Below are 24,631 nucleotides of genomic sequence, written 5' to 3' on the forward strand. Positions count from 1 at the left end.
CTTCGTTTTTCGATGTCAACTAAGTTTTTCAATTTCTTTTTTGTCGTTTTCTGCGTTTCCGCATCAGCGACGGTTATTAATATATCATGGTGAAAAATGAAATGCAACACCTTTTATAAACTTTTTTTAAAACTGCCCACATTTCTTTTTCTATATCATATACTTAAACGAAATATCTCTTTCATGTATGAGCAATTCCTACATATATTTTATATAAAGTTACTCTATCAAAAGACGTTTCTTTCTATAATAAGCGTTTTATTCATATAGCATATCATACAAGGAGGAATATATATGGACTATACCGATTTATTAATCAAACTAGGTCTCTCAGCTATTTTAGGATTTGCCATTGGTTTAGAACGCGAATTAAAACGGAAACCACTTGGTTTAAAAACGTGTTTAGTTATTTCTATTATTAGTTGCCTCCTAACGATTGTATCTATTAAAGCAGCTTATAACTTACCACATACCGACCATATGAATATGGATCCACTTCGACTTGCCGCTCAAATTGTATCAGGAATTGGTTTTTTAGGTGCTGGCGTAATTTTAAGAAGAGGCAACGATAGCATTGCAGGGCTCACGACTGCCGCTATGATCTGGGGTGCTTCTGGTATTGGTATTGCTGTTGGGGCCGGATTCTATATTGAAGCGATATTCGGAATGTGTTTCCTTATGATTAGTGTCGAACTTATACCACTCGCAATGAAATATGTAGGCCCTAGATCATTTCGTCAACGTGATATCGCTGTGAAACTTGTTGTACGAAATATGGACAATATCCCAATCGTAATTGAAGAAATAAAAGAAATGGATATAAAAGTTAAGAATATGAAGCTTAAAACATTAGAAAACGGTTCTCACTATTTACATCTTAAACTGTCCATTGATCAAAAAAGACATACCACTGATGTTTACTATGCTCTCCAGCATCTTGAAAGTGTCCAACAAACTGAAGTGGAAAGTATGTAACGTAAAACAAACTCTCTTTAATTAGAGAGTTTTTCTTTTTTCTATAATGGCAACAATGAATGTAGTCCTACAAAGTAAGGAGGAATAGGCAATTGAAATCCCGTCCGAATTTAGTAGATACATTTCGTGATTCCATTATTTTCCGTTTAATTTGTTTTATTATTGTACTGACTGCTTTTTCCGGTTTTCTTATACATAGATTAGAACCTTTTCATTTCACTACATGGTTTGACGGAATTTGGTGGTCAATCGTTACCATTTTTACAGTTGGATATGGCGACTTTGCTCCCCATACGACGATAGGAAAACTAATAGGTATAAGTATTATTTTATTAGGAACTGGCTTTTGTTCTTATTATATGGTGCTGTTTGCTACTGAAATGATTAATAAACAATATATGAAAATTAAAGGTGAAGAAGCCGCTACTTCTAACGGTCATATGATTATCGTTGGCTGGAATGAGCGCGCAAAACATGTTGTAAAGCAAATGCACGTATTACAACCAAACCTTGATATCGTTTTAATTGATGAAACACTTTCTTTACTCCCAAAACCATTTCATCATTTAGAATTTATAAAAGGTTGTCCGCATCACGATCAAACTTTATTAAAGGCTAATATTGCAACGGCACACACCATATTAATAACAGCTGATAAAGAAAAAAACGAAAGCTTAGCGGATACACAGTCCATTTTAAATATTTTAACTGCAAAAGGGCTCAACCCAAACATTCACTGCATCGCTGAACTTCTTACTTCTGAACAAATACAAAATGCAACGAGAGCTGGCGTGTCAGAAATTATAGAAGGAAATAAATTAACGAGCTATGTATTTACCGCTTCTCTTTTATTCCCTTCCATTTCAGGTGTACTATTTTCACTTTACGACGAAATCTCTGATAATAAATTACAACTGATGGAGCTTCCATCGTCCTGCACCGGACAAACTTTTGCCAATTGTAGCTATACTCTTTTAAAGCAAAACATTCTCTTACTAGGTATAAAGCGCGACGAACAATATATGATTAATCCAGTTCATTCCTTTGTTCTCATTGAAAGCGACATACTCATTGTTATTCACCATTAGTAAAATGACGCTCTAATTCTTGCATGAGCACTTTCCCAATATTGATATATTTTCTTTTCACATCTCCATCTGGATCTTTCGGCTCAGCAAATTGATCCATTCCACTTGTTCCAGCTGTTAAAGTATTCACATTATCATCTAGTTCGTCTTGATATACGTGCGAAAGAATATACGGCGTTCCAAGACGAACTATTACGCCTGGTACATCTAGTTCTCCATCAATGGCTGTAAATGGAACTCGTAAAAATTGATACCCATCTTCTTCATCGATTTTGTAATCGAAGCATCCTTTATCATAATCCCAATTACCACCAATGCTATATCCAAGTGGTTTCATAATCTCTTCTAACTTATATAACGCATATGTACGTCCTTCTAAATTTGATTGAATCGGAATCAAGCCCATCCCTCCTAGACTTTTCCTTTAGCATACCCACTTTAGTTTGAATATACTGATGGACTTTTCGATAAAATAATAAAAAGCGACCGGATTCCGGTCGCTTTTTATTATTTTAAACGCTCTTCTAATTCTGCTTTTAATTCTTCAAATCCTGGTTTACCAAGTAAAGCAAACATGTTTTTCTTATATGCTTCTACTCCAGGTTGGTCAAATGGATTCACGCCTAATAAGTAGCCGCTCATCGTACATGCTTTTTCGAAGAAGTATACAAGGTAACCGAATGTGTACTCATTTAATTCAGGAATATTGACGATTAAGTTTGGTACTCCCCCGTCGCTATGTGCAAGTAATGTACCTTCGTATGCTTTTGTGTTTACGAAGTCTACAGTTTCACCAGCAAGGTAGTTTAATCCGTCTAAATCGTTTTCTTCTGATTCAATTGTTAGTTCATGTGTAGATTTACCTACTTTAAGGACTGTTTCAAATAAGTCACGACGACCTTCTTGAACGTATTGACCTAATGAGTGTAAATCAGTTGAGAAGTTTGCTGAAGATGGGAAAATACCTTTTTGATCTTTTCCTTCACTTTCACCAAATAACTGTTTCCACCACTCAGCGAAGTATTGAAGTGCTGGTTCATAGTTAACAAGCATTTCAATTGTTTTTCCTTTATTGTATAAAGCGTTACGAACTACTGCATATTGGTAAGCTGGATTTTCTTCTAGTTCTGATGTTCCGAAGTCATCACGACCAGCAGCTGCACCTTTCATCATCTCTTCAATATTTAAGCCACTTACTGCGATTGGTAATAAACCAACTGGCGTTAATACAGAGAAACGACCTCCAACATCATCTGGAATAACAAATGTTTCGTAACCTTCGTTATCAGCTAATGTTTTTAATGCACCACGCGCTTTATCTGTAGTTGCATAAATACGTTTGCGAGCTTCTTCTTTTCCATACTTTTCTTCTAATAACTTACGGAAGATACGGAATGCTAGTGCTGGCTCTGTTGTTGTACCTGATTTGGAAATAACGTTAATAGAGAAGTCTTTACCTTCTAATACGTCCATTAAATCTTTCATGTAAGTGGAGCTAATGTTTTGTCCAACAAATAGCACTTGTGGAGTTTTACGTTGTTCTTTAGAAAGCGTGTTGTAGAAAGAATGGTTTAACATTTCGATTGCTGCACGTGCTCCTAAGTAAGAACCACCGATACCTACAACAAGTAAAATGTCAGAGTCATTTTTAATTTTTTCTGCGCATTTTTGAATGCGAGCAAATTCTTCTTTGTCATATTGAAGCGGAAGGTCTACCCACCCAAGGAAATCGTTCCCAGCTCCAGTTTTTTCGTGGATTGCGTGATGTGTTACTTTCACTGCATCACGTAAATAAGTGATTTCATGTTCACCGATGAAGGATAACGCTTTAGAATAGTCGAACGTTACATGTGTACTCATCTTTTTCCCTCCAATTATGGATATGTATTTCTGTATTCACTTTAGCGAAACTGAAGTTGTAAATCAAGCGATTCAAACATTGTAAACGTAACCAATATATATTTTTTAGAAAAAGTTCATTTTTTGCATAAAAATTCGCATTTTTCGGTATAGATGTATATACATCTTCTTTCAAACATTTTTTATGTATAAAAACAACATAACTACCCCATTCTATAAAAGAGTTAATTAACTCATCGCTTGCTCATGCTTCACAATTAAGGGGGGCTTTTTCATGAGTACTTTACAACGTATCGCATTAGTCTTTACTGTAATTGGCGCTGTGAACTGGGGACTAATCGGGTTTTTCCAGTTTGACTTAGTAGCAGCCATTTTCGGTGGACAAAATTCAGCTCTTGCACGTATTATTTACGGCATCGTTGGTATATCTGGGCTTATCAACCTTGGTTTACTGTTTAAACCATCTGAAAATCTTGGTACGCACCCAGAAACAAACGAAATTCGATAATCAGTATGTCCTTTCACCTCCGACATACGAATATGATTGCATGCAATCATATTTGCAAATATATATCATAAGATAAAGTAAAAGAGGAACGCTCATATGCGTTCCTCTTTTACTTTGTTAACTCGGACTCTTCAATCCATTCTGCCAACTTTTCTCGCAGCGTATTAAATCCGTTTTCAGATGGATTCGGTATAAGAATCCTTCCTTGTTTTCTTTTCGCCGCTTTTAACGATAAACTCATTTTTCTGTGCTCTTCATCAATTGAAAGTACCTTTACTTCTACTGTATCGCCGACCTTTAAAAAGTCATGAATATCCTTTACATATCCATTTGTAATTTCAGATATATGCACAAGCCCTTGTGTTTCTGCATCTAACGCTACAAACGCACCGTAATCTTGAATTCCAGTCACTTTCCCTGTTACAACCACTCCTGTTGTATATTGTTCTGACATATGAAACACTCCCATACGTTTACCATTCTCTCTACAATTATAGAGAGCAAAGCAGATATATTTATTTTAAATATCCGATTGGTTAGTACGCATTCTAGATAACGTTATCTAGAATGCGTATACCTTATATTAGTAAATTATACCACTATGACAGAACTCATTCAAAATTCATGAAAAATTTCCCTTAAAGAAGTATAATTATCCAATATTGGGATAGACTACTAACACATGGCTTTCTAGTATTCCCCCCCTTTTATGGACAAAACGTATTACGTTTTGTCCTTTTTTTATTCTCTACAAACCGTTCCATTCTCTTCATTGCTTCCATAAGTTGTTCAAGCGATGTTGCATAAGAACAACGAATAAAACCTTCACCACTTTCGCCAAATACGCTACCAGGGACAACAGCCACTTTTTCTTCCAGCAATAACTGTTCTGCAAATTCCGCTGAAGATAATCCTGTTGAAGATATAGAAGGGAAAACATAAAATGCTCCGCCTGGCACATGACACGTTAAGCCCATTTCATTGAAAGATGTCGTCATGAAGTTACGACGCTTCTTATAACTATCTCTCATCCGAATTACTTCATCATTCCCCGCACGTAACGCTTCAAGTGCTGCGAACTGAGACATCGTCGGTGCACACATCATGGAATACTGATGGATTTTGAGCATTAATTCTGAAAATTGAACAGGAGCTGCAATCATACCGAGACGCCATCCTGTCATCGCAAACCCTTTTGAAAATCCCGAAATTAAAATCGTATGCTCACGCATATTTTTAATACTCGCGAAACTTTTATATACTTCGTCGTATACAAGCTCTGCATAAATTTCATCAGATAATACAATTAGATTGTACTTCTCAACAATCACTGCTATTTCTTCAAGCTCGGATTTATTTAGCATTGCACCTGTCGGGTTATTTGGTGAACAAAGCAAAATCGCCTTTGTTTTCGCTGTAATAGCTGCTTCAATTTGTTCTGGTAGTACTTTAAACTCATTTTCTAAAGTAGTCGCCACAGGAACTGGAACTCCTCCAGCTAATGTCACAAGTGGTGCATAAGAAACGAAGCTTGGTTCAATAATGAGCACTTCATCATCAGGATTTATAATGGCGCGCATCGCTACATCTAACGCCTGGCTCGCTCCAACTGTAACAATGATTTCATCACTTGGGTCATAAGATACTGCAAATTGTTTTTTTAGATACTTTGCTATTTCTTGACGGAGCTCCAATAATCCTGCATTTGCTGTATATGACGTATACCCTTGTTCCAAAGAACGAATACATGCTTGCCTTACATTCCAAGGGGTAACAAAATCCGGCTCTCCTACCCCGAGGGAAATAACACCTTTCATATTTGCTGCTAAATCAAAAAATTTTCGAATACCAGATGGTTTTAAAGATTCTGCTGATCTAGATAGTTCAAATTGCTTCATGGTGTCACCACAATTCGCTTATCATCATCGTCTTTTTCATAAATAACGCCCTCATGTTTATACTTCTTCAAAATGAAATGAGTAGTTGTAGAAACGACAGATTCAATTGTTGCTAATTTCTCAGAAACAAACATCGCTACTTCCCCCATCGTTTTCCCTTCTAATGTAATAGAAAGATCATATGTCCCTGACATTAAATAAACGGATTTCACTTCTGAATAACGATAAATTTGCTCAGCAACCGCATCAAACCCAACGCCGTGCTTTGGCGTAACTTTCACATCGATCATTGCCGTTAAACCTGTATGTTCTTTCACTTTCGTCCAATCAATATGTGTTACATAATCCACAATAATCTTTTCATTTTCTAATCTCGCAACCATCTTCTTTACTTCTTCTACTTCTATATTTAACAGCTTCGCTAATGTATCTACAGATAATCGACTACTCTTTTCAAGACAAGCTAATAATTCTAATTCTTTTTCTGTCACCATATAAATCATCCTTCCTTTTCGTTTGTGTCTAAATTATACAAATACCCTTTCCAGTTTGAAAAGAAGATTTTTCTATTGAATTATGTCAAAATAAAGTGAAACTTTAATCAGCGGAAAAATGCGGGATAAAGCGAAAGGGGATGGAACCGTGAAACCAAAAGTTTATATTGCTGAACCAGTTCCAACATTTGTAGAAAACTATTTATCAGAACACTGTGATTATGAAAAATGGGATCAAAATGAGAAAGTACCTCGTGATATTCTATTAGAGAAAATACAAGATAAAGATGGGTTATTAAATTTCGGATCTGCTATTAATGAAGAATTACTGACAGTAGCTCCTAACTTAAAAGTAGTGAGCAACATTTCTGTCGGTTACGATAATTTTGATTTACAAGCGATGAAAAACCGAAATGTTATCGGAACAAATACACCATACGTATTAGATGATACAGTAGCTGATCTCGTTTTCGCCCTTATGCTATCAGCTGGGCGCCGCGTTTGCGAACTCGATTCTTACGTGAAAAATGGTGAATGGAACGCTGAAATCGGAAAAGAACACTTCGGACTAGATGTACACCATAGCACAATTGGTATTATCGGTATGGGCCGAATTGGAGAAGCCGTTGCAAAACGAGCAAAATTCGGATTTGATATGAATGTTCTTTACTATAACCGCCGTCGTAAAGAAGAAGCTGAACAAAAATTCGATGCTACATATTGTGATTTACAGACGCTACTGAATCAGTCTGACTTTATTGTTCTTCTTACTCCATTAACAGATGAAACATATCACCTTATCGGAGAAAAGGAATTTTCATTAATGAAAGACACAGCAATCTTCATTAATGCTTCTCGCGGCAAAACAGTAGATGAAAAAGCGTTAATCCATGCTTTAACAGAAAAGAAAATCTTTGCAGCAGGTATCGATACATTTACACAAGAGCCGATTCAAAAAGATAATCCACTCTTATCATTACAAAATGTTGTGACTTTACCACATATCGGATCTGCAACATTAAAAACTCGTCAGCAAATGGCCATGACCGCCGCTGAAAATTTAGTTGCAGGGTTACAAGGAAAAACACCGCCTAATATTGTTCGCGGGTAATACTGAATAAACGAAAGGCAAGATGACATCGTCATCTTGCCTTTTTTTGTTAACATATTTTCTTCTTCCTTGGAGATGATATGAACAAAAATCAATGGAGTGACAAAAAATGAATCATAAATATACTTGTCCTTATTTCACTTTTTCCACTCGCGGCACTACTGTTCATTACGAATTGTATGAACATGATAATAAAACAGAACGTCCTACTTTCATACTCGTTCACGGCTTTTTATCTTCCTCATTCAGTTACCGCCGTCTAATTCCTTTACTATCGAAGGAAGGAACAGTCATTGCTCTTGATTTGCCACCGTTCGGAAAAAGTGATAAGTCTCATCTGTTTAAGTATTCTTATCACAATTTAGCAACGATTATTATTGATTTAATTGAACATTTATCTCTCTCAAACATTGTATTAGTTGGGCATTCTATGGGTGGGCAAATTTCTCTCTATGTAAACCGTATACGTCCTGAACTCATTTCAAAGACGATTTTACTATGTAGCTCGAGCTATTTAGCTCGCGCAACCTTACCTTTACTATACTCTTCTTATTTACCGTTCTTTCATTTATACGTAAAGAACTGGATTATAAGGCGCGGCATTGTTCATAACTTAATGAATGTCGTTCATGATCACTCATTAATTGACGATGAAATGAAAAAAGGTTACTCCGCTCCTTTTTATGACGACCGTATATTTCCTGCTTTAACTCGCATGATACGAGACCGTGAAGGTGACTTATCTTCAACTGAATTACAAAAAATCGAAACACCTATCCTACTCATTTGGGGTGAAAAAGACCGCGTCGTCCCTGTACATGTAGGTCATCGTCTACACAAAGATTTACCGAATTCAAAATTTATTTCTTACGAAAATACAGGACATTTACTACCTGAAGAAAAGCCTGAACATGTTTATGAAGAAATTATCGCTTTTTCCGCGCAATAAAATGAAACTTTAATCAGCCCCCACCTAACTTCTTTGCTTCCGCTAAATTTTGAGGTGAGGGTCTTACTACCCAGCAAATAGCAGGATAATATAAAAAAGGCTGTCGGAAATCCCGACAGCCTATAATGAACAGCTTCCGCCTTCTTTTATTACAAGTAATTCCACAGCTAATTTCTCACATTTTTCAAGCGCAGGTACTTCCTCAAAAGACATAAAGTATATATGTTGAATCTTCTTTGCGATATATTTTGGATCGTCAAACACACTTATGACGCTCACAACATCGCTCGCTTCTGTTTCATAAAACTCCGGTCCCATTTGAAACGGATCCCAATTCTTCACAACCTCTATCATCTTTTCATATGTACCCATTCGCTTCCCGCCTTTTCACTTTTTAATACTTTTCTTTATCCTATCACATCAGCTATTCTATAAGAAGAGAGAGAACTTTCATAACTTATTGGTTTTACAGAAGAAGGGAGCAAACTTATGCAACTATTTCATAAAGCAATCAATCGACGTGGAACGCATAGTATAAAATGGGATACATATAAAAACGAAGAACTTATCCATGCTTGGATTGCTGATATGGATTTTGAAGTACCAAAACCAATTCAAACTGCCTTAAAACAACGAATCGAACATCCGATTTTTGGCTATACACTTCCTCCCGAAAATATTGGAGATATTATTTGTAACTGGACAAAACAACAATACAACTGGGATATTCAAAAAGAATGGATTGTCTTTAGCGCCGGAATCGTTCCAGCTCTTAGTACGAGCATACAGGCTTTCACCAAAGAAAACGAATCTGTTCTCGTACAACCACCTATTTATCCTCCATTTTTCGAAATGGTCACAACAAACAACAGGCAGTTATGCGTGAGTCCATTACAGAAACAAAATGATACATATGTGATAGACTTCAAGCATTTAGAAAAGCAGTTTCAGCAAGGCATCAAACTCTTGCTTCTTTGTAGCCCTCATAACCCAATCGGACGCGTTTGGACGAAAGAGGAACTTGTGCAGCTCGGATCATTATGTACTAAATATGACGTAATCGTTGTGGCGGATGAAATTCATTCCGATATCATTTATGCAGACCATACACATACACCGTTCGCTTCCTTATCTGAAGAATTAGCAGAGCGCACTATCACTTGCATGGCTCCAAGTAAAACATTTAATATCGCTGGATTACAAGCGTCGATCATTATCATTCCAAACGAAAAGCTCCGTCATGCCTTTACAGCTATCCAGTATAGACAAGGCTTCCACGGGTTAAATATATTCGCTTATACAGCGATGCAAAGCGCCTATACAGAATGTAATGATTGGCTAAACGAAATTCGATTATATATAGAAGATAATGCTCAATTTGCTTGTGAATATATTAAAACTCACATACCTGCTCTTTCCGTAACGAAGCCAGAAGGTAGCTTTTTATTATGGATTGATTGTTCACGTCTAAAGCTTTCTCAAAACGAGCGTACCGCACTACTTGAGGAAAAAGGAAAAATCATCGTTGAACCTGGTGAGAAATACGGGTTAGGTGGCGAAGAACATATTCGAATTAACATCGGCTGTCCACGATCTGTTTTAGAAGAAATTTTAAACAGACTGCGTCATACGTTTTCATAATAAGAAAGGAGTCTGTCCCGAATCATTCTTGGACAGACTCCTTTGTCATATTTTGTCGGTAAGTCGATATATTTCAATAATCGCTGATATAATTTGAGTTACAGTCGATATATTCCAATAATCGCTGATATATTTTCAATTACATTTCACAAATAAAGCTACCATTCACGATAGCTTTTACTTTTTCTTCATATCCGATGCTTTTTTTACAATTACGCCACAAGCAATTCGATCCCCTGACTTACCTGTCGGTTGAGTCATACCATCATCAGGGTTTTCTGTAATAATAATAGACGCTCCATCTTTTCTATGAATCGTCGTTTTCCCTTCTTCAAGTGTAATGTGAGGTGCATCGATTTCTGCTTTAATCTTTCCAGAACCATCTGCAACTACGTTCGGTAAATCACCGTTTTCTGCACCCTTCGGATTAAGGAGTCCATGCTTTTTATTATCAGGATTAAAATGATTCCCAGATGATTCAAAACGAGGTGCCTTACACTCTCCGATTTCATGTACATGTAGTCCGTGTGGTCCTGGCGTGAAACCTTCCCCTTTAATCGTAATTTTCACTCCACTTGTTTGCTGAACTACTTTCGCAGTCCCTACTTCATCTCCTGAAGCATTATGTAATTTCACTTCAATTTCTTTCGGCTTTCCTTGGTCACAACCTGCCATCAGAAATAATAAACAACAACTGAAAAAAAGCCGTTTTTTCATTTTATTCCCTCCAAAATATATTCTGCCCTTAGATTGTCCGAGCATAGAAGGAAACATACAAAAATGAGTTACTGTTTCTTTTCAGCTAATAGTTTTTCTTCAACTTTCTGTAATCGGTCTGCTTCTCTTTTTGATATACGAATAAACATACGCCACGTAGCAATAGCACCGATAATAAATAGAACACAAACAATCCCTGGAATAATATATTCTGTTTTATCTTCCGGAAAATATAAAGGCATCATATAGAACACTCCTTATTATAGGATTTATAAAACATCAGAATTTTCTGTTATATCATTTTAAATTATAGTGCAACCTACCCATATTCTCAAGGGGCGTTCTGAAAACGAAGGATTTCTTTGACTCCTTCCCTCACTTTCCTTACTATAAACTTGAGGTGAAAAATATGAGAGAAACATTTGAAATTGGTGAAATCGTTACTGGTATTTATAAAACAGGAAAATACATTGGCGAGGTTACAAATAGCCGCCCTGGCAGTTACGTCGTAAAAGTATTAGCTGTTTTAAAACATCCGGTGCAAGGTGACTTACATAACGTAAAACAAGCTGACGTACCATTTTTCCACGAAAGACGTGCTTTAGCTTTTCGTGAGCAAACGAATATTCCAGAACAAATGGTGAAGAAATATGAAGGAAAAATTCCGGATTATACAGATTCACTAAAATTAGCATTAGAAACTCAAATGAATTCATTTTCTGAAGATGATTCACCTTTTGCAGAGCGTAGTCTAGAAACATTAGAACAGTTAAAGAAAGACTACAAACTCTAAAAAACAAAACGACCAAATTACATAATGTGCAATTTGGTCGTTACTGTGTGCTCACTTTCTTTAACACTTTTGAAAAATCAACAAGTTCTCCTAATGTTGGAGGTGCTGGTTTTACTAAATACTCTTTATCTTTTTCTACTAGTTTAAAAATGTTGTACGTCGTCATTGCATCATCAAGCGCACAATGATGCTTCCCTGTCCCTACTTTTCCATACGCCTCAATTGCTTTCCATAATCCTGTTTGATTTCTTTCTCCAAAAAACTTCTTATACTCAAGCGATAAATCACGACACTGTCCGAAGAATGGAAAAGCTATCCCTGCCATTTCACAATTATGCTTCAGCACTTTCATATCCATATTTCCCCACGTTACAATTGTCGGTTTACATTTCGTTTCGTATTCTGAAAGCTTCTTAACGAGTTCAGGAAATGAAATCCCTTTATCCACGACTTCTTGTTTTATTCCTAAAAACTTCTTACATCGATCCGTTAAAGAGGGAAATGTTTTCGGCCTAACATGTGATGAATACGTATCTTCTACCTTACAGCCAGCAACTGAAACGAGTCCTACCTCAATAATCTCTGGAAAAAATCCTTTCGGTTTCTTTCTATGCTGGGGCATCGTAAACTCAAAGTCTAAAAATAAAAATCGTTGTTCATCCATACGATCCCTTCCTTATCATTTTTGTCATTCCTTTCTATTTGACACTCCTACACGAACAAGCTCGAATGCTAATTCCATTTTAAATATTCAGATTGGATGTATCTTATATATATGTCAAATGCCCACAAATATTTTAAAAAATAAGAAAAAATGACCTATGCAGAAAATATGACAAAATCTCTCCTTTCATTTACATCCGCCATTTTCCTACTTTATAATGACGTTATGTGTGTTTCTTCTAGAGCATTTTTGACACACTAAGAAAAAGTGAATGAAAGGAGATGAGATTTTTGCACGAAACAACGCAAGAACTCGCTAACTGGCAGTATTATTTTGCTATCGCAGTCTTTTTAATTACATATGCCATTATTATTTCTGAAAAAATTAATCGCGCTGTCATCGCACTTCTTGGTGCAGCACTCATGGTAATTGTGGGGGTCGTCGATTTACATAACGCCTTTACGAAACATATTGAATGGGGAACGATTACGCTACTCATCGGTATGATGATTTTGGTGAACATTACGAGTAAATCAGGTGTCTTCCAATACGTTGCCATTAAAGCGGCAAAAGGAGCGCAAGGAAATCCAATTAAAATTTTAATTTCACTTTCCTTACTTACCGCGCTTGGCTCTGCATTTTTAGATAACGTTACAACTGTACTTCTTGTTGTTCCAGTTACTTTATCTATTACGCGCATACTGCAAGTAAATCCTGTTCCTTATTTACTTTCTGAAATTATTTTTTCAAACATTGGAGGAACAGCAACATTAATTGGTGATCCACCTAACATTATGATTGGTTCTGCAAATAAGCATTTAGACTTCAATGCTTTCCTATTGAATCTAGCACCAATTGTAATTATTATTATTGCAGTTACAGCGATAATACTTTACTTCATGTATCGCAAACAATTAATTGCCGATCCTGTACAAGTTAAAAAATTAATGAGCTTAGATGAAAAACAATACATTAAAGACCCAGTATTAATGAAAAAATCTTTAACGGTACTTGGACTTACGATTGTAGGTTTCATGACTCATTCTATTTTCCATATCGATGCCGCTATTATCGCCTTAACTGGTGCTACTGTACTTATGTTAATTGGTGTGAAAGAGCATGAAATTGAAGAAGTATTTGCAAGCGTAGAGTGGGTAACAATCTTCTTCTTCGCAGGGTTATTCGTACTTGTTGGAGGACTTATCGATATCGGTCTTATCAAAATGTTAGCTCAAAAAGTAATTGGTATAACAGGCGGAGATATTTCTTACGCATCCATCCTTATTTTATGGGTATCTGGTATCGCCTCTGCAACAATTGATAACATCCCATTCGTCGCAACAATGATTCCACTTATTAACGATATGGCAGTTGGGCTAGGCTTATCACCATCTGACGCACAAATCGATGTATTATGGTGGGCATTAGCACTAGGTGCTTGTCTGGGCGGAAACGGAACATTAATCGGAGCTTCTGCTAACGTAATCGTTGCAGGTATCGCGAGCCGCGAAGGACATAAATTTAGTTACATGGACTTCCTAAAAGTCGGTTTCCCAATTATGATCGTTTCATTAATCATTTCTCACATTTATATTTATTTACGCTACCTTATGTAGTAGAAAAAGCGCTCTGATAATCAGGGCGCTTTTTTACTTATAGCTACTTATCAACAAAAATGAAAAATCTACTCTTTATATCTCACCGGTTCATTTCGAATAATAAATAAGTGAATCGGTAAGAACACCGAAAATGTGATTACGTGAATAATCGTAAATAATATAGAGTTCGTTCCGTATCTGTCTAAAATAGCGTAGATAAGATAAATGGACAATACAATCGATACAGCTGTTGCTAGTAAACTTATAATTGGTACGAAATTAAAAATGAAACATGCAACATATATGCCGAATACTTTCCACCCTGCTTCTTCTTTCAAAAAATCTGGTAATTTATCTTTCGCTAAGTCCCCCCACGTCTTACTATTCAAAAACGGAATAAACGCAAGCACCCCGTCCGTTGCACCATCATTTTTCGCCATCGAATAAAGTGCAAAAGCCGTTAACAAATATGAAATAATTGCCCAAATCAATATAACAAGAATAAACGCAAAACTAAGAGCAAAGAAACCTGCTAGTACGCCTTGATCCTCCATCTTATCCTCTCCTCTCTACTTTCAACATATTTCATTACATTGCAAGTTATGTTTTAAAATTTATCCAAACTCTTTGTATAATAAGAGAAGAAAGAAAATAAGAGAGGAGAAACACGTATGCATCCATTTGTAAAAGCATTACAAGAGCATTTTACAGCTCATCAAAATCTTGAAAAAGCAGAACCTATGGCTCGTTATATGAAAAATCACTTCCCATTTCTAGGTATTCAAACACCGGAAAGACGCCAATTATTAAAAGACATCATTCAAATACATACTCTCCCAGATAAAAGAGACTTCCAAATTATCGTACGTGAACTTTGGGACTTACCAGAACGTGAATTCCAAGCGGCTGCACTTGATATTATGCAAAAATATAAAAAGCATATAAACGAAACACATATCCCCTTCTTAGAAGAATTGATTGTAACAAAATCTTGGTGGGACACTGTCGATAGCATCGTACCTACATTTTTAGGTAATATCTTTTTACAACATCCAGAATTGATTTCTGCCTATATCCCAAAATGGATTGCATCAGATAACATTTGGTTACAACGTGCCACTATTTTATTCCAACTCAAATATAAACAAAAGATGGATGAAGAACTTCTTTTCTGGATTATTGGACAACTACATTCTTCAAAAGAATTTTTCATTCAAAAAGCAATTGGCTGGGTCCTTCGTGAATATGCAAAAACAAATCAGGATGTAGTTTGGGAATACGTGCAAAACAATGAGCTCGCTCCATTAAGTAAGCGCGAAGCAATTAAGCATATTAAACAAAATTACCGAATAAATAACGAAAAAATAGGCGAGACTCTATCATAGATAGACGCGTTCCTCTATTGAGATTTAAAAAAGAACGTGTTAGAATATGTTCATTATTATTAATATAAGTAGCGATGACGGACTTATAAGTACTTGCATAAAAAGCGATTCAGGGATAGTGAAAGCCTGAAGCCGCAAGGAAACGGCAGTCCTGAGCAATACATGATAAAGTGGATGCACCTTTTGTGTATCAACTAGGGTGGAACCGCGGGCAAACGCTCGTCCCTAGGCAAATAAGCCTTGGGATGAGCGTTTTTTTATGTTCTTTTTAACATATACTGCCCGTTTCCAAAGTATCAGAGTATGTCATCGCCAATACGTTAACTTTCAAAAGGAGGATTTTCTTATGTATTCAATGGAACAAGTTGTAAACTTAGCGAAACATCGCGGTTTTGTTTTCCCTGGTTCTGAAATTTACGGTGGTCTTGCAAACACTTGGGATTACGGTCCACTTGGAATCGAATTAAAAAATAATGTTAAAAAAGCTTGGTGGAAAAAATTCATTCAAGAATCTCCACACAACGTTGGTTTAGACGCAGCTATTTTAATGAACCCTAAAACTTGGATCGCTTCTGGTCACGTTGGTAACTTCAACGATCCAATGATTGACTGTAAAAAATGTAAAGCTCGTCACCGTGCTGACAAATTAATTGAGGATGCTTTAGATGCAAAAGGCATCGAAATGGTTGTTGACGGTCTTACTTTCGACCAAATGGCTGACTTAATGAAAGAACATGAAGTAAAATGTCCTGATTGCGGTAGTGAAGAATTTACTGAAATCCGTCAGTTCAACTTAATGTTCAAAACATTCCAAGGTGTTACAGAGTCTAGCACAAACGAAATCTTCCTTCGTCCTGAAACAGCACAAGGTATTTTCGTAAACTTCAAAAACGTTCAACGCTCTATGCGTAAAAAGCTTCCATTTGGTATCGGCCAAATCGGTAAGAGTTTCCGTAACGAAATCACACCTGGTAACTTCACATTCCGTACACGTGAATTTGAACAAATGGAACTTGAATTCTTCTGTAAGCCTGGTGAAGATTTAGAGTGGTTCGCATTCTGGCGTGAAACTTGTAAAAACTGGTTACTTTCACTTGGTATGTCCGAAGAGAGCATGCGTCTTCGTGACCACGGTGAAGAAGAGTTATCTCACTACAGTAATGCAACAACTGACATTGAATTCAAATTCCCATTCGGTTGGGGCGAACTTTGGGGCGTTGCATCTCGTACAGACTTCGACTTAAAACGTCACATGGAACACTCAAACGAAGACTTTAACTATATCGATCCACAAACGAATGAGCGTTACGTACCATACTGCATCGAGCCATCTTTAGGCGCAGACCGCGTAACATTAGCATTCTTATGTGATGCATATGAAGAAGAGCAATTAGAAAACGATTCTCGTACAGTTCTTCGTTTCCACCCTGCTTTAGCACCATACAAAGCAGCTATCTTACCATTATCTAAAAAGCTATCTGAAGGTGCTACTGAAGTATTCGCAGAATTAGCTAAAGACTTCATGGTAGACTTTGATGAAACTGGTTCTATCGGTAAACGTTACCGTCGTCAAGACGAAATCGGTACACCATTCTGTATCACATACGACTTCGACTCAGTTGAAGACAAAGCTGTTACAGTACGTGACCGTGACACAATGGAACAAGTTCGTATGCCAATTAGCGAACTAAAAGGTTTCTTAGAGAAGAAAATCCAGTTCTAATTATAAGAAAAAGAGGCTGCTCATAAGAGCGCCTCTTTTTTATTTTTCACGTTTTTCTTTAATTGCTACTGTACATCTTGATATACATAGTAAATCATCATTTTCATCAATAATGCGAACATCCCAAACCATTGTCGATTGTCCTCTATGTATTGGTGTTCCAATCGCTGTTACAATTCCATCTTTCTTTGAGCGAATGTGGTTCGCATTAATTTCTAATCCGAAACAAATACATTTTTCTTGATCAATTAAATTATATGAACCAACACTTGCCACTGTTTCTGCTAATGCAACCGATGCACCACCATGTAAAAATCCAAATGGCTGATGCGTACGCTCATCAACAGGCATCGTAGCAACCACCTTATCTTCTGTCATCTCTAACAACTCAATTCCAAGTGAATCCATTAAAGTTTTTGCCATATCGCTTCCCCCTTCTCTTACTTTAATTAAATGTATAATTTTACCTATTTATTTTCAAACTACTTATAACACTTATATAAGGAGGCTTCACCTAAATGAAACAGAAATTTTGTATATTACTGCTTATGTTCTCCTTGCTGACTATTGTACCAAATTGTGCAATAACAGCCAAAGCATCTAACCTGACAATCGATGTTAAGACTGTAACGCAAAAAGGTAAGAAACCTTATATAGAATATCAAATAAACAGGCCTTCTTTTCACAAATTTTCTGACTCTAAATTTCAAAATAAACTCAATTTATACTACAAAAAATCCACTGACAAATTTAAAACCAAATTAGAAAAAGAAGCAAAAAAATATTATAAAGAGACAGAAGGATCTAGTACACCATTTCATCCGTACGTAGCAAATGTTGATTATAAAGTCTCTTTAAACAAACCACCTTTTCTTAGCCTATATGTGAATTACTATCAATATACTGGCGGAGCACACGGTCTTTATACGTGGAAGGCAAATACATTCGATTTAAACGAAAAAAAGGTACTGCACTTAGACGATTTATTTCAACAAAAGGATAAATATAAAGATGTAATCCGTGCGGAGATTGTACGACAAATTAAACAAAATGAAAGCATTTATTTTCCTGATGCAACTGAAAAAGTAATGAGTATGAAAAAATTCCACTTCTTTTTAGAGCCAGACAATCTCGTCATTTATTTCCCTTTATATGAGATTGCTCCCTATTCAAGTGGAATTCCGCAATTTCGTATTCCATATACGTTGCTAAGAGACTATTTAAAGCCTTCTTATCAAAATATTTTGATTGACAACAAGTAAATATTTTCGCTACGATAATGTTAACCTAAAAACAACAGGAGGTTAACATTATGAGAAGATTTCATGTTTTAGATTTAGCATTAGCTGCCATGTTCGTTGCTCTTATGGCCATCGGTGCAAATATTGTATCTTGGGCACCTTTCTTACAAGTAGCAGGCATCCCATTATCTATGCAACCATTTTTCGCAATTTTAGCAGGTCTTCTTCTTGGAAGTAGACTTGGTGCCTTATCCATGACTGTATATATGCTCATTGGCTTAGCCGGCGCACCAATCTTCGCTAACTTCAAAGCTGGATTTGGAGCAATTTTAGATCCTACTGGTGGTTTTATTATCGCCTTTATTATCGTTGCTTACGTATCAGGAAAACTAGTAGAACAAAAAGAAAGACCAACTTTCATTACATTTGCAATTGCCTCTTTCACTGGAATTATTTTAACTTATATAATCGGTACTACTTACATGTACGGAGCAGTCAATCTCTTTATGGGCGGTAATATGAGCTATAAAGCTGCTTGGATGATTATGATGTGGTTTGCAGTAAAAGATATTGCATTTACAATTATCGGTGCTATTATCGCACCTCGCATATACTATGCTGTGCGTCGTTCTGCTTATCAGCATTCTCATTCGACGATTTCATAATAAAAAAAGAGTTATTGCAGATTGCTGCAATAACTCTTTTTTTATATTAAGACTCTTGATTCGCTTGTTCTTCTAAAATTTTCTTCATCATTGCAACCATGTCATCACGTAATTCTGGGTGTTGCAGGGCCATTTCAATTGTCGTTTGAACGAATCCTAGCTTTTCACCTACGTCGTAGCGCTTTCCTTCGAAATCGTAAGCAAATACACGTTGGATTTCATTTAAGCTTTGGATTGCATCTGTTAATTGAATTTCACCACCAGCACCGACATGTTGCTGTTCTAAGAACATAAAGATTTCAGGCGTTAAAATGTAACGGCCCATAATTGCTAAGTTTGAAGGAGCTGTACCTTGTGCTGGTTTCTCAACGAAATTGCGAACTTGGTAACGACGACCTTCTTGTTCTAATGGATCGATAATTCCGTAGCGATGTGTTTCCGACTCTGGAACAGTTTGTACACCAATAACAGAAGAAAGTGTTTTTTCATACTCATCCATTAATTGACGTAAACACGGTTTCTCAGCTTGGACAATATCATCACCTAGTAACACTGCAAACGGCTCATCACCAATGAATTTACGCGCACACCAAACAGCATGTCCTAGTCCCTTCGGCTCTTTTTGACGGATATAATGAATATCTACCATTTTTGAAGAAGCTTGTACTTTTTCAAGCAACTCATATTTTTTCTTCTCTAATAAGTTTTGTTCTAGTTCAAATGCATTATCAAAATGATCTTCAATAGAACGCTTTGTTTTACCAGTAACGATAATAATATCTTCGATACCCGATTTCACTGCTTCTTCTACAATGTATTGGATTGTTGGTTTATCTACTATCGGTAACATTTCTTTCGGCATTGCTTTCGTTGCTGGTAAAAAACGTGTTCCTAATCCAGCTGCTGGGATTATCGCTTTTCTTACTTTTTTCATCACAAAATACCCTCTCTCCTGTCGGAATCAATAGCAAGCATTTCCTACATAAAACAAAAGGGAGATTTCGCTCCCTTTTGTTCCTTACTACTTAAAATTACTTTGTATTATAAACGATTCATAATGTCTTCTTTAATAGTAAGTAACTTTTGTTCACTATTTTGTAAAGAACTATCTTTTACACCAAAGTAAAACTTAATCTTCGGCTCAGTTCCAGATGGACGTAGGCAGAACCATGAACCATCCTCTAATTGATATTTTAACACATTTGATTTCGGTAAGTGAATCTCTTCTTTATGTCCATCTTGTAAAGATGTAACGATGCTTGCTTTATAGTCTTCCACTGCTACGACTGTTAAGCCTGCTACTTCTTTCGGCGGATTCTCACGGAACGTTGCCATCATCTCTTGGATTTTTTCAGCTCCATCTTTTCCTTTTAACGTTAACGATACAAGGTCTTCACGGAAGAAACCGTACTTCTCAAATACTTCTAATAGACCGTCATATAACGTTTTCCCTTGTGATTTGTAGTATGCAGCTACTTCACATGCAAATAGGACAGATTGTACTGCATCTTTATCACGGCAGAATGGGCGGATTAAATAACCATAGCTTTCCTCATAACCGAATTGGAATTCATATTGTCCGCTTTCTTCATACTGCCTAATTTTCTCACCTATAAATTTAAATCCAGTTAACGTATCAACTGTATCTAAACCGTATGCTTTCGCAATTGTACGGCCAATCTCAGACGTTACGATTGTTTTTAATACGACACCGTTCTCCGGAAGCGTTCCGTTTTCTTTCTTTTGAGATAGTAAGTAATCAAGCATTAATGCACCTGTTTGGTTTCCTGTTAATACTTGGAACTCACCATTATGATTGCGCACTGCTACACCAAGGCGGTCTGCGTCAGGATCAGTTGCGATTAATACATCTGCGCCTACCTTTTCACCGTCACGAATGGCATACTCAAACGCTGCGTGCTCTTCTGGGTTCGGTGATTTTACTGTAGAGAAGTTTGGATCTGGTAACTCTTGCTCTTTTACAACTGTTACATCTGTAAATCCAACTTCTTTTAAACCACGGCGTACAGAAATATTTGATGTTCCGTGCAATGGTGTAAAGACGATTTTTAAGTCTTTGCCGACCTTTTGCACCATTTCTTTATTAATGATGACATTGTTCAATTCTGCAGCATATGCATCATCTACTTCTTGTCCAATAATATGTAATAAACCGTCAGCTTTTAATTGCTCTACATCAGCGACTTCAACTGTTAATTCATCTTCTACTGCATTTACGTAGCTAATTAACTCATCTGCCTCTTTTGGAGGTAACTGTCCACCATCTTCACCGTATACTTTGTATCCGTTATATTCAGGCGGATTATGGCTTGCCGTAAGAACGATTCCACTTACTGTATGTAAATGACGAACTGCGAAAGAAAGTACTGGCGTTGGACGTAAGCTTTCAAACACATATGTTGTGATACCACGTGCACCAAGTGTAGCAGCAACTTCCATTGCAAACTCAGGTGACTTATGACGAGAATCATAGGCTACAACAACACCGCGTTTTTTCGCTTCCTCACCTAACTTTTCGATAAAGCTTGCTAATCCTTTTGTTGCTTTACGAACTGTATATACATTTAAACGGTTCGTACCAGCACCAAGTTCACCACGCATACCACCTGTGCCAAACTCTAGATTTTTATAAAAACTATCCTCGATTTTCTTCTCATCTTGCTTCATATTTTCTAGCTGTTCTTTTAATTCTGCATCTAATTGTGCGTAAGAAAGCCAGCGACTAAATTCTTGTTTCCAATTCATTCTTCTCTCTCCTCTCGCTCGTCATACCTTTATTATATGAAAAAAACATGCTGTATCTCAATATTTTATAAAATCTAACAGGATTTTACTAGGAATATTTGTATACACTATTGTTAAATACTCCACTAAAGGGAATGAGGATTATGCACGAATGGGGCTTGTCAGAAGAGCTCAAAATACAAACAAAGCAAATGATTGAAATTGCTGAAAAAGAACTATCGATTATGAGGAACGCAATCGATAAAGAAGACGAATGTATTTTATGCAAAATGGAAGATATTCATCATATGTTAGCAAATGTACAAACATTGGCAGCTACATACTATATTCAGGCATATTTATCACCTTATACGGAAAGTTCATCTTTTATTACGACAGCTATCCAACATTTAAGCGCCAGAAAACATGGTGCTCTTATCGTCGTGGAACGAAACGAGACGCTTGAAGCTCTCATTCAAACTGGAACGACATTAAACGCTCATTTAACTGCCCCATTACTCGAATCAATATTTTATCCAGGTAACCCTCTTCATGACGGTGCCGTTCTCGTAAAAAATAATCATATTGTCTCAGCTGCTAATATTCTTCCTTTAACAAAAAGTACAGAAGTTGATCCTGAGCTAGGAACACGTCACAGAGCTGCAATTGGCTTATCAGAAAAGAGTGATGCACTTATATTAGTTGTCTCTGAAGAAACGGGCCGTACTTCTTTTGCTTTAAATGGGGTTTTGTATACGATTTCTTTATAAAGTGAAACTTTAATCAGCCCTCACCAATCGAGCGTTTACCGGCAATCCGACCTAACTGCTTTCCTTTCGCTGAATTTTGAGTTATGGGTCTTACTACCCGGCAAATAGTAGGATAAACAAACCTATAAAAAGAAGACTGTTCCAAAATATCGGAACAGTCTTCACTTATACTCTTATTCTTCTCCAAAACGCTCCACAAGTGTTGCAAGTGTACGTACCATTGCGCCAGTTGCTCCAGCTGGACCTAAGTCGTGCGCACCTTTTGTTTCTGATGTTCCAGCGATATCTAAGTGTACCCATGGTGTATCTTCAGCGAATTCGCCTAGGAATGTACCTGCCATAACCGCATGTCCTTCACGGCCTGGTGAGTTATTTAAATCAGCAAACTTACTGTTTCTCACACGTTCTTTATCACGATCAAAAATCGGTAGTTGCCAAATTGGCTCATCTGTTTCCATAGAAGCCTCTAGCACTTGCTCAAATAACTCTTCATTATTTGTCATTGCGCCTGTCGTATAGTTTCCAAGTGCAACAATTACACCGCCTGTTAATGTTGCAACATCAACAAGGTAGTTTGCACCAAGTTTTTTCGCATACGTAATACCGTCAGCTAAAGCTAGACGACCTTCTGCATCCGTATTTAATACTTCAATTGTTTTTCCGCTCATAGATGTGATTACATCGTCTGGCTTAAATGCCGTACCACTTACAACGTTATCAGTTGAAGGAATAACAGCGATCACATTTTGTTCTGGGCGAAGTTCACCGATAATTTCCATCGCACCTAATACAGCAGCTGCACCGCCCATATCACCTTTCATACCAACCATGCCTTCACGTGGTTTTAAAGAATAACCACCTGTATCGTATGTAATACCTTTTCCAACGAACCCAATGACATCTCTCCACTCTTCTTTTCCTTTATAAATAAGAGCGATCATTTTTGGTGGCTCTACACTACCTTGGTTTACTGCAAGTAACGCACCCATACCAAGGTCTTCCATCTCTTCTTTCTCAAGAACTTTATAGTCCATATCATACTTCTCCGCTAATTCAACAGCATACTCAGCAAGCTTTGTCGCTGTTAATACGTTTGGCGGCATATTTACAAGTGTACGAGCTGAATTTGTTGCACGTCCATGTACGTAGCCAACTGTTAATGCTGCTTCAATTTCTTGTGCATCTTCCGCTGTAATAGCCGTGAACTTCTCTAACTCTACACGATCCTTTTTATCTGATTTATACGTTTGTAACTCATATGTACCAAGGCCTTGTACCTCTGCCGCAATATGAGCGACATCAATCGCGTCTAATTTCTCTGTTACGAAAGAATCAAGTAAGATTGCTGCATCTTGTACTTTTGCTGCTTGCAGTGTTTTAAACGCCTTACCAAGAGCCGCACGTAACGTTTCTGTCGTGTAAGATTCTTTCTTTCCTAAACCAACAAAGTAATAACGTTTCACATTTGTTTTCCCTAAGCTATATACTTTCGAAATGGCCTTTTTCTTCGTAGATAATTCTTTCTCTTCTAGTAAAACTTGTAATTGCCCTTCAAACGCTTTGTCCAGTTCTTGTACAAAACTACTCATTTTCTCTTCTTCAAATAAAGCAACAATTACCGCTTCATGACCTGCTAATTCTTTTTGTACTTGAAACATGTTCAGACCCCCTAAATTTCTCTACCACCATTATAACTTTATTTTCGATAAAATGCGATAATTCTAACTACAGTTATATGGCGTGTAAAATCGCAGATCCAAAATCTCCTCTATCATGAAATAAGCCAAGAAAAAAAGTCTAGCGTAA

27 protein-coding genes are annotated in these 24,631 nt (G+C 36.8%); 13 read left to right on the forward strand and 14 right to left on the reverse strand.

What is annotated here, in order from left to right; translation table 11 throughout:
• Positions 1 to 294 precede the first annotated feature (294 nt).
• Entirely contained in the window at positions 295 to 975 is a 681-nt protein-coding gene (locus tag ACQGS6_RS05345) for an MgtC/SapB family protein (RefSeq protein WP_326318992.1), read from the forward strand.
• 92 nt (positions 976 to 1,067) lie between these two features.
• Positions 1,068 to 2,063, forward strand: coding sequence for a potassium channel family protein (locus tag ACQGS6_RS05350; RefSeq protein WP_000842320.1), 996 nt, complete (start codon positions 1,068 to 1,070; stop codon positions 2,061 to 2,063).
• Here ACQGS6_RS05350 and ACQGS6_RS05355 read toward each other — a convergent pair.
• Together ACQGS6_RS05355 and ACQGS6_RS05360 are read right to left on the reverse strand one after the other, a co-directional pair.
• Positions 2,050 to 2,463, reverse strand: coding sequence for a YugN-like family protein (locus ACQGS6_RS05355; RefSeq protein WP_000612334.1), 414 nt, complete (start codon positions 2,461 to 2,463; stop codon positions 2,050 to 2,052). The two genes, ACQGS6_RS05350 and ACQGS6_RS05355, sit on opposite strands and share 14 nt — an antisense overlap.
• 107 nt (positions 2,464 to 2,570) lie before the next feature.
• Entirely contained in the window at positions 2,571 to 3,923 is a 1,353-nt protein-coding gene (locus tag ACQGS6_RS05360; RefSeq protein WP_426964949.1) for a glucose-6-phosphate isomerase, read from the reverse strand.
• A 274-nt stretch (positions 3,924 to 4,197) separates the two neighbouring features.
• Between ACQGS6_RS05360 and ACQGS6_RS05365 the strand changes: the two genes are divergently transcribed.
• Positions 4,198 to 4,431, forward strand: a complete 234-nt coding sequence (locus ACQGS6_RS05365) for a DUF378 domain-containing protein (RefSeq protein ID WP_000105788.1) — start codon at positions 4,198 to 4,200, stop codon at positions 4,429 to 4,431.
• Between the two features lie 109 nt (positions 4,432 to 4,540).
• On the opposite strand, the gene yugI is transcribed toward ACQGS6_RS05365, so the two are convergent.
• From yugI to ACQGS6_RS05380, 3 genes are all read right to left on the reverse strand, one after another.
• The gene (yugI, locus tag ACQGS6_RS05370) at positions 4,541 to 4,885 is read right to left on the reverse strand and encodes a S1 domain-containing post-transcriptional regulator GSP13 (protein ID WP_000003764.1); all 345 of its coding nucleotides are present in this window, start codon (positions 4,883 to 4,885) and stop codon (positions 4,541 to 4,543) included.
• Positions 4,886 to 5,138: 253 nt separating this feature from the next.
• Positions 5,139 to 6,329 (reverse strand): aminotransferase, encoded by a 1,191-nt coding sequence (locus tag ACQGS6_RS05375; RefSeq protein ID WP_326318983.1) that lies wholly within the window; start codon positions 6,327 to 6,329, stop codon positions 5,139 to 5,141.
• On the reverse strand, positions 6,326 to 6,823 hold the full coding sequence (locus tag ACQGS6_RS05380) for an Lrp/AsnC family transcriptional regulator (RefSeq protein WP_000255696.1): 498 nt from the start codon (positions 6,821 to 6,823) through the stop codon (positions 6,326 to 6,328). Before ACQGS6_RS05380 ends, ACQGS6_RS05375 begins: the two co-directional genes overlap by 4 nt.
• 118 nt (positions 6,824 to 6,941) lie before the next feature.
• Here ACQGS6_RS05380 and ACQGS6_RS05385 point away from each other — a divergent pair, with 118 nt between their 5' ends.
• Positions 6,942 to 7,934: a 2-hydroxyacid dehydrogenase gene (locus ACQGS6_RS05385; protein WP_002005894.1), complete on the forward strand. Its 993-nt coding sequence runs from the start codon at positions 6,942 to 6,944 to the stop codon at positions 7,932 to 7,934.
• A 109-nt stretch (positions 7,935 to 8,043) separates the two neighbouring features.
• Positions 8,044 to 8,883 (forward strand): alpha/beta fold hydrolase, encoded by an 840-nt coding sequence (locus tag ACQGS6_RS05390; protein ID WP_001015858.1) that lies wholly within the window; start codon positions 8,044 to 8,046, stop codon positions 8,881 to 8,883.
• Positions 8,884 to 9,003: 120 nt separating this feature from the next.
• Here the strand turns inward: ACQGS6_RS05390 and ACQGS6_RS05395 are convergent, their stop codons facing one another.
• Entirely contained in the window at positions 9,004 to 9,255 is a 252-nt protein-coding gene (locus tag ACQGS6_RS05395; protein ID WP_000537645.1) for a YugE family protein, read from the reverse strand.
• A 117-nt stretch (positions 9,256 to 9,372) separates the two neighbouring features.
• Here ACQGS6_RS05395 and ACQGS6_RS05400 point away from each other — a divergent pair, with 117 nt between their 5' ends.
• Positions 9,373 to 10,524: a MalY/PatB family protein gene (locus ACQGS6_RS05400; protein WP_001175817.1), complete on the forward strand. Its 1,152-nt coding sequence runs from the start codon at positions 9,373 to 9,375 to the stop codon at positions 10,522 to 10,524.
• A 177-nt stretch (positions 10,525 to 10,701) separates the two neighbouring features.
• Here the strand turns inward: ACQGS6_RS05400 and sodC are convergent, their stop codons facing one another.
• A complete protein-coding gene (gene sodC, locus ACQGS6_RS05405; protein ID WP_025966281.1) occupies positions 10,702 to 11,241 on the reverse strand; it encodes a superoxide dismutase [Cu-Zn] in 540 nt (179 codons plus the stop codon).
• A gap of 68 nt (positions 11,242 to 11,309) precedes the next feature.
• The gene (locus ACQGS6_RS05410; RefSeq protein WP_000982755.1) at positions 11,310 to 11,486 is read right to left on the reverse strand and encodes a hypothetical protein; all 177 of its coding nucleotides are present in this window, start codon (positions 11,484 to 11,486) and stop codon (positions 11,310 to 11,312) included.
• Between the two features lie 164 nt (positions 11,487 to 11,650).
• On the opposite strand from ACQGS6_RS05410, the gene ACQGS6_RS05415 reads away from it, so the two are divergent.
• Positions 11,651 to 12,034: a kinase-associated lipoprotein B gene (locus ACQGS6_RS05415; protein ID WP_074625007.1), complete on the forward strand. Its 384-nt coding sequence runs from the start codon at positions 11,651 to 11,653 to the stop codon at positions 12,032 to 12,034.
• Positions 12,035 to 12,074: 40 nt separating this feature from the next.
• Here the strand turns inward: ACQGS6_RS05415 and kapD are convergent, their stop codons facing one another.
• Positions 12,075 to 12,698, reverse strand: coding sequence for a 3'-5' exonuclease KapD (gene kapD, locus ACQGS6_RS05420; protein WP_000344358.1), 624 nt, complete (start codon positions 12,696 to 12,698; stop codon positions 12,075 to 12,077).
• 290 nt (positions 12,699 to 12,988) lie between these two features.
• Between kapD and ACQGS6_RS05425 the strand changes: the two genes are divergently transcribed.
• Positions 12,989 to 14,314: an ArsB/NhaD family transporter gene (locus ACQGS6_RS05425; RefSeq protein ID WP_000545231.1), complete on the forward strand. Its 1,326-nt coding sequence runs from the start codon at positions 12,989 to 12,991 to the stop codon at positions 14,312 to 14,314.
• 68 nt (positions 14,315 to 14,382) lie between these two features.
• Here the strand turns inward: ACQGS6_RS05425 and ACQGS6_RS05430 are convergent, their stop codons facing one another.
• Positions 14,383 to 14,850 (reverse strand): hypothetical protein, encoded by a 468-nt coding sequence (locus ACQGS6_RS05430; protein ID WP_000390061.1) that lies wholly within the window; start codon positions 14,848 to 14,850, stop codon positions 14,383 to 14,385.
• Positions 14,851 to 14,967: 117 nt separating this feature from the next.
• On the opposite strand from ACQGS6_RS05430, the gene ACQGS6_RS05435 reads away from it, so the two are divergent.
• Positions 14,968 to 15,681: a DNA alkylation repair protein gene (locus tag ACQGS6_RS05435; RefSeq protein WP_000553304.1), complete on the forward strand. Its 714-nt coding sequence runs from the start codon at positions 14,968 to 14,970 to the stop codon at positions 15,679 to 15,681.
• A gap of 346 nt (positions 15,682 to 16,027) precedes the next feature.
• The gene (locus ACQGS6_RS05440) at positions 16,028 to 17,404 is read left to right on the forward strand and encodes a glycine--tRNA ligase (protein WP_000287147.1); all 1,377 of its coding nucleotides are present in this window, start codon (positions 16,028 to 16,030) and stop codon (positions 17,402 to 17,404) included.
• A gap of 39 nt (positions 17,405 to 17,443) precedes the next feature.
• Here ACQGS6_RS05440 and ACQGS6_RS05445 read toward each other — a convergent pair whose 3' ends face one another.
• Positions 17,444 to 17,827 carry a hotdog fold thioesterase gene (locus ACQGS6_RS05445; RefSeq protein WP_001140612.1) on the reverse strand — a complete coding sequence of 128 codons (384 nt, stop codon included), beginning with the start codon at positions 17,825 to 17,827 and terminating at the stop codon, positions 17,444 to 17,446.
• A gap of 95 nt (positions 17,828 to 17,922) precedes the next feature.
• Between ACQGS6_RS05445 and ACQGS6_RS05450 the strand changes: the two genes are divergently transcribed.
• Both ACQGS6_RS05450 and ACQGS6_RS05455 read left to right on the forward strand, forming a co-directional pair.
• On the forward strand, positions 17,923 to 18,666 hold the full coding sequence (locus ACQGS6_RS05450) for a DUF3298 and DUF4163 domain-containing protein (RefSeq protein ID WP_074625009.1): 744 nt from the start codon (positions 17,923 to 17,925) through the stop codon (positions 18,664 to 18,666).
• Positions 18,667 to 18,716: 50 nt separating this feature from the next.
• Positions 18,717 to 19,310: a biotin transporter BioY gene (locus ACQGS6_RS05455; RefSeq protein ID WP_074625010.1), complete on the forward strand. Its 594-nt coding sequence runs from the start codon at positions 18,717 to 18,719 to the stop codon at positions 19,308 to 19,310.
• 46 nt (positions 19,311 to 19,356) lie between these two features.
• Here the strand turns inward: ACQGS6_RS05455 and galU are convergent, their stop codons facing one another.
• Both galU and ACQGS6_RS05465 read right to left on the reverse strand, forming a co-directional pair.
• The gene (galU, locus tag ACQGS6_RS05460; protein WP_002097988.1) at positions 19,357 to 20,244 is read right to left on the reverse strand and encodes a UTP--glucose-1-phosphate uridylyltransferase GalU; all 888 of its coding nucleotides are present in this window, start codon (positions 20,242 to 20,244) and stop codon (positions 19,357 to 19,359) included.
• Positions 20,245 to 20,351: 107 nt separating this feature from the next.
• Positions 20,352 to 22,076, reverse strand: coding sequence for a phospho-sugar mutase (locus ACQGS6_RS05465; protein ID WP_001104221.1), 1,725 nt, complete (start codon positions 22,074 to 22,076; stop codon positions 20,352 to 20,354).
• 143 nt (positions 22,077 to 22,219) lie between these two features.
• Here ACQGS6_RS05465 and cdaS point away from each other — a divergent pair, with 143 nt between their 5' ends.
• Positions 22,220 to 22,825, forward strand: a complete 606-nt coding sequence (gene cdaS, locus ACQGS6_RS05470; RefSeq protein WP_000545253.1) for a sporulation-specific diadenylate cyclase CdaS — start codon at positions 22,220 to 22,222, stop codon at positions 22,823 to 22,825.
• A gap of 173 nt (positions 22,826 to 22,998) precedes the next feature.
• Here the strand turns inward: cdaS and pepA are convergent, their stop codons facing one another.
• Positions 22,999 to 24,483 carry a cytosol aminopeptidase gene (pepA, locus tag ACQGS6_RS05475; protein ID WP_000487957.1) on the reverse strand — a complete coding sequence of 495 codons (1,485 nt, stop codon included), beginning with the start codon at positions 24,481 to 24,483 and terminating at the stop codon, positions 22,999 to 23,001.
• Between the last annotated feature and the right edge of the window lie 148 nt (positions 24,484 to 24,631).

Source organism: Bacillus sp. GMs2/2 (assembly GCF_050172095.1).
In the GTDB taxonomy this organism is placed as follows: Bacteria; Bacillota; Bacilli; order Bacillales; family Bacillaceae_G; genus Bacillus_A; species Bacillus_A cereus.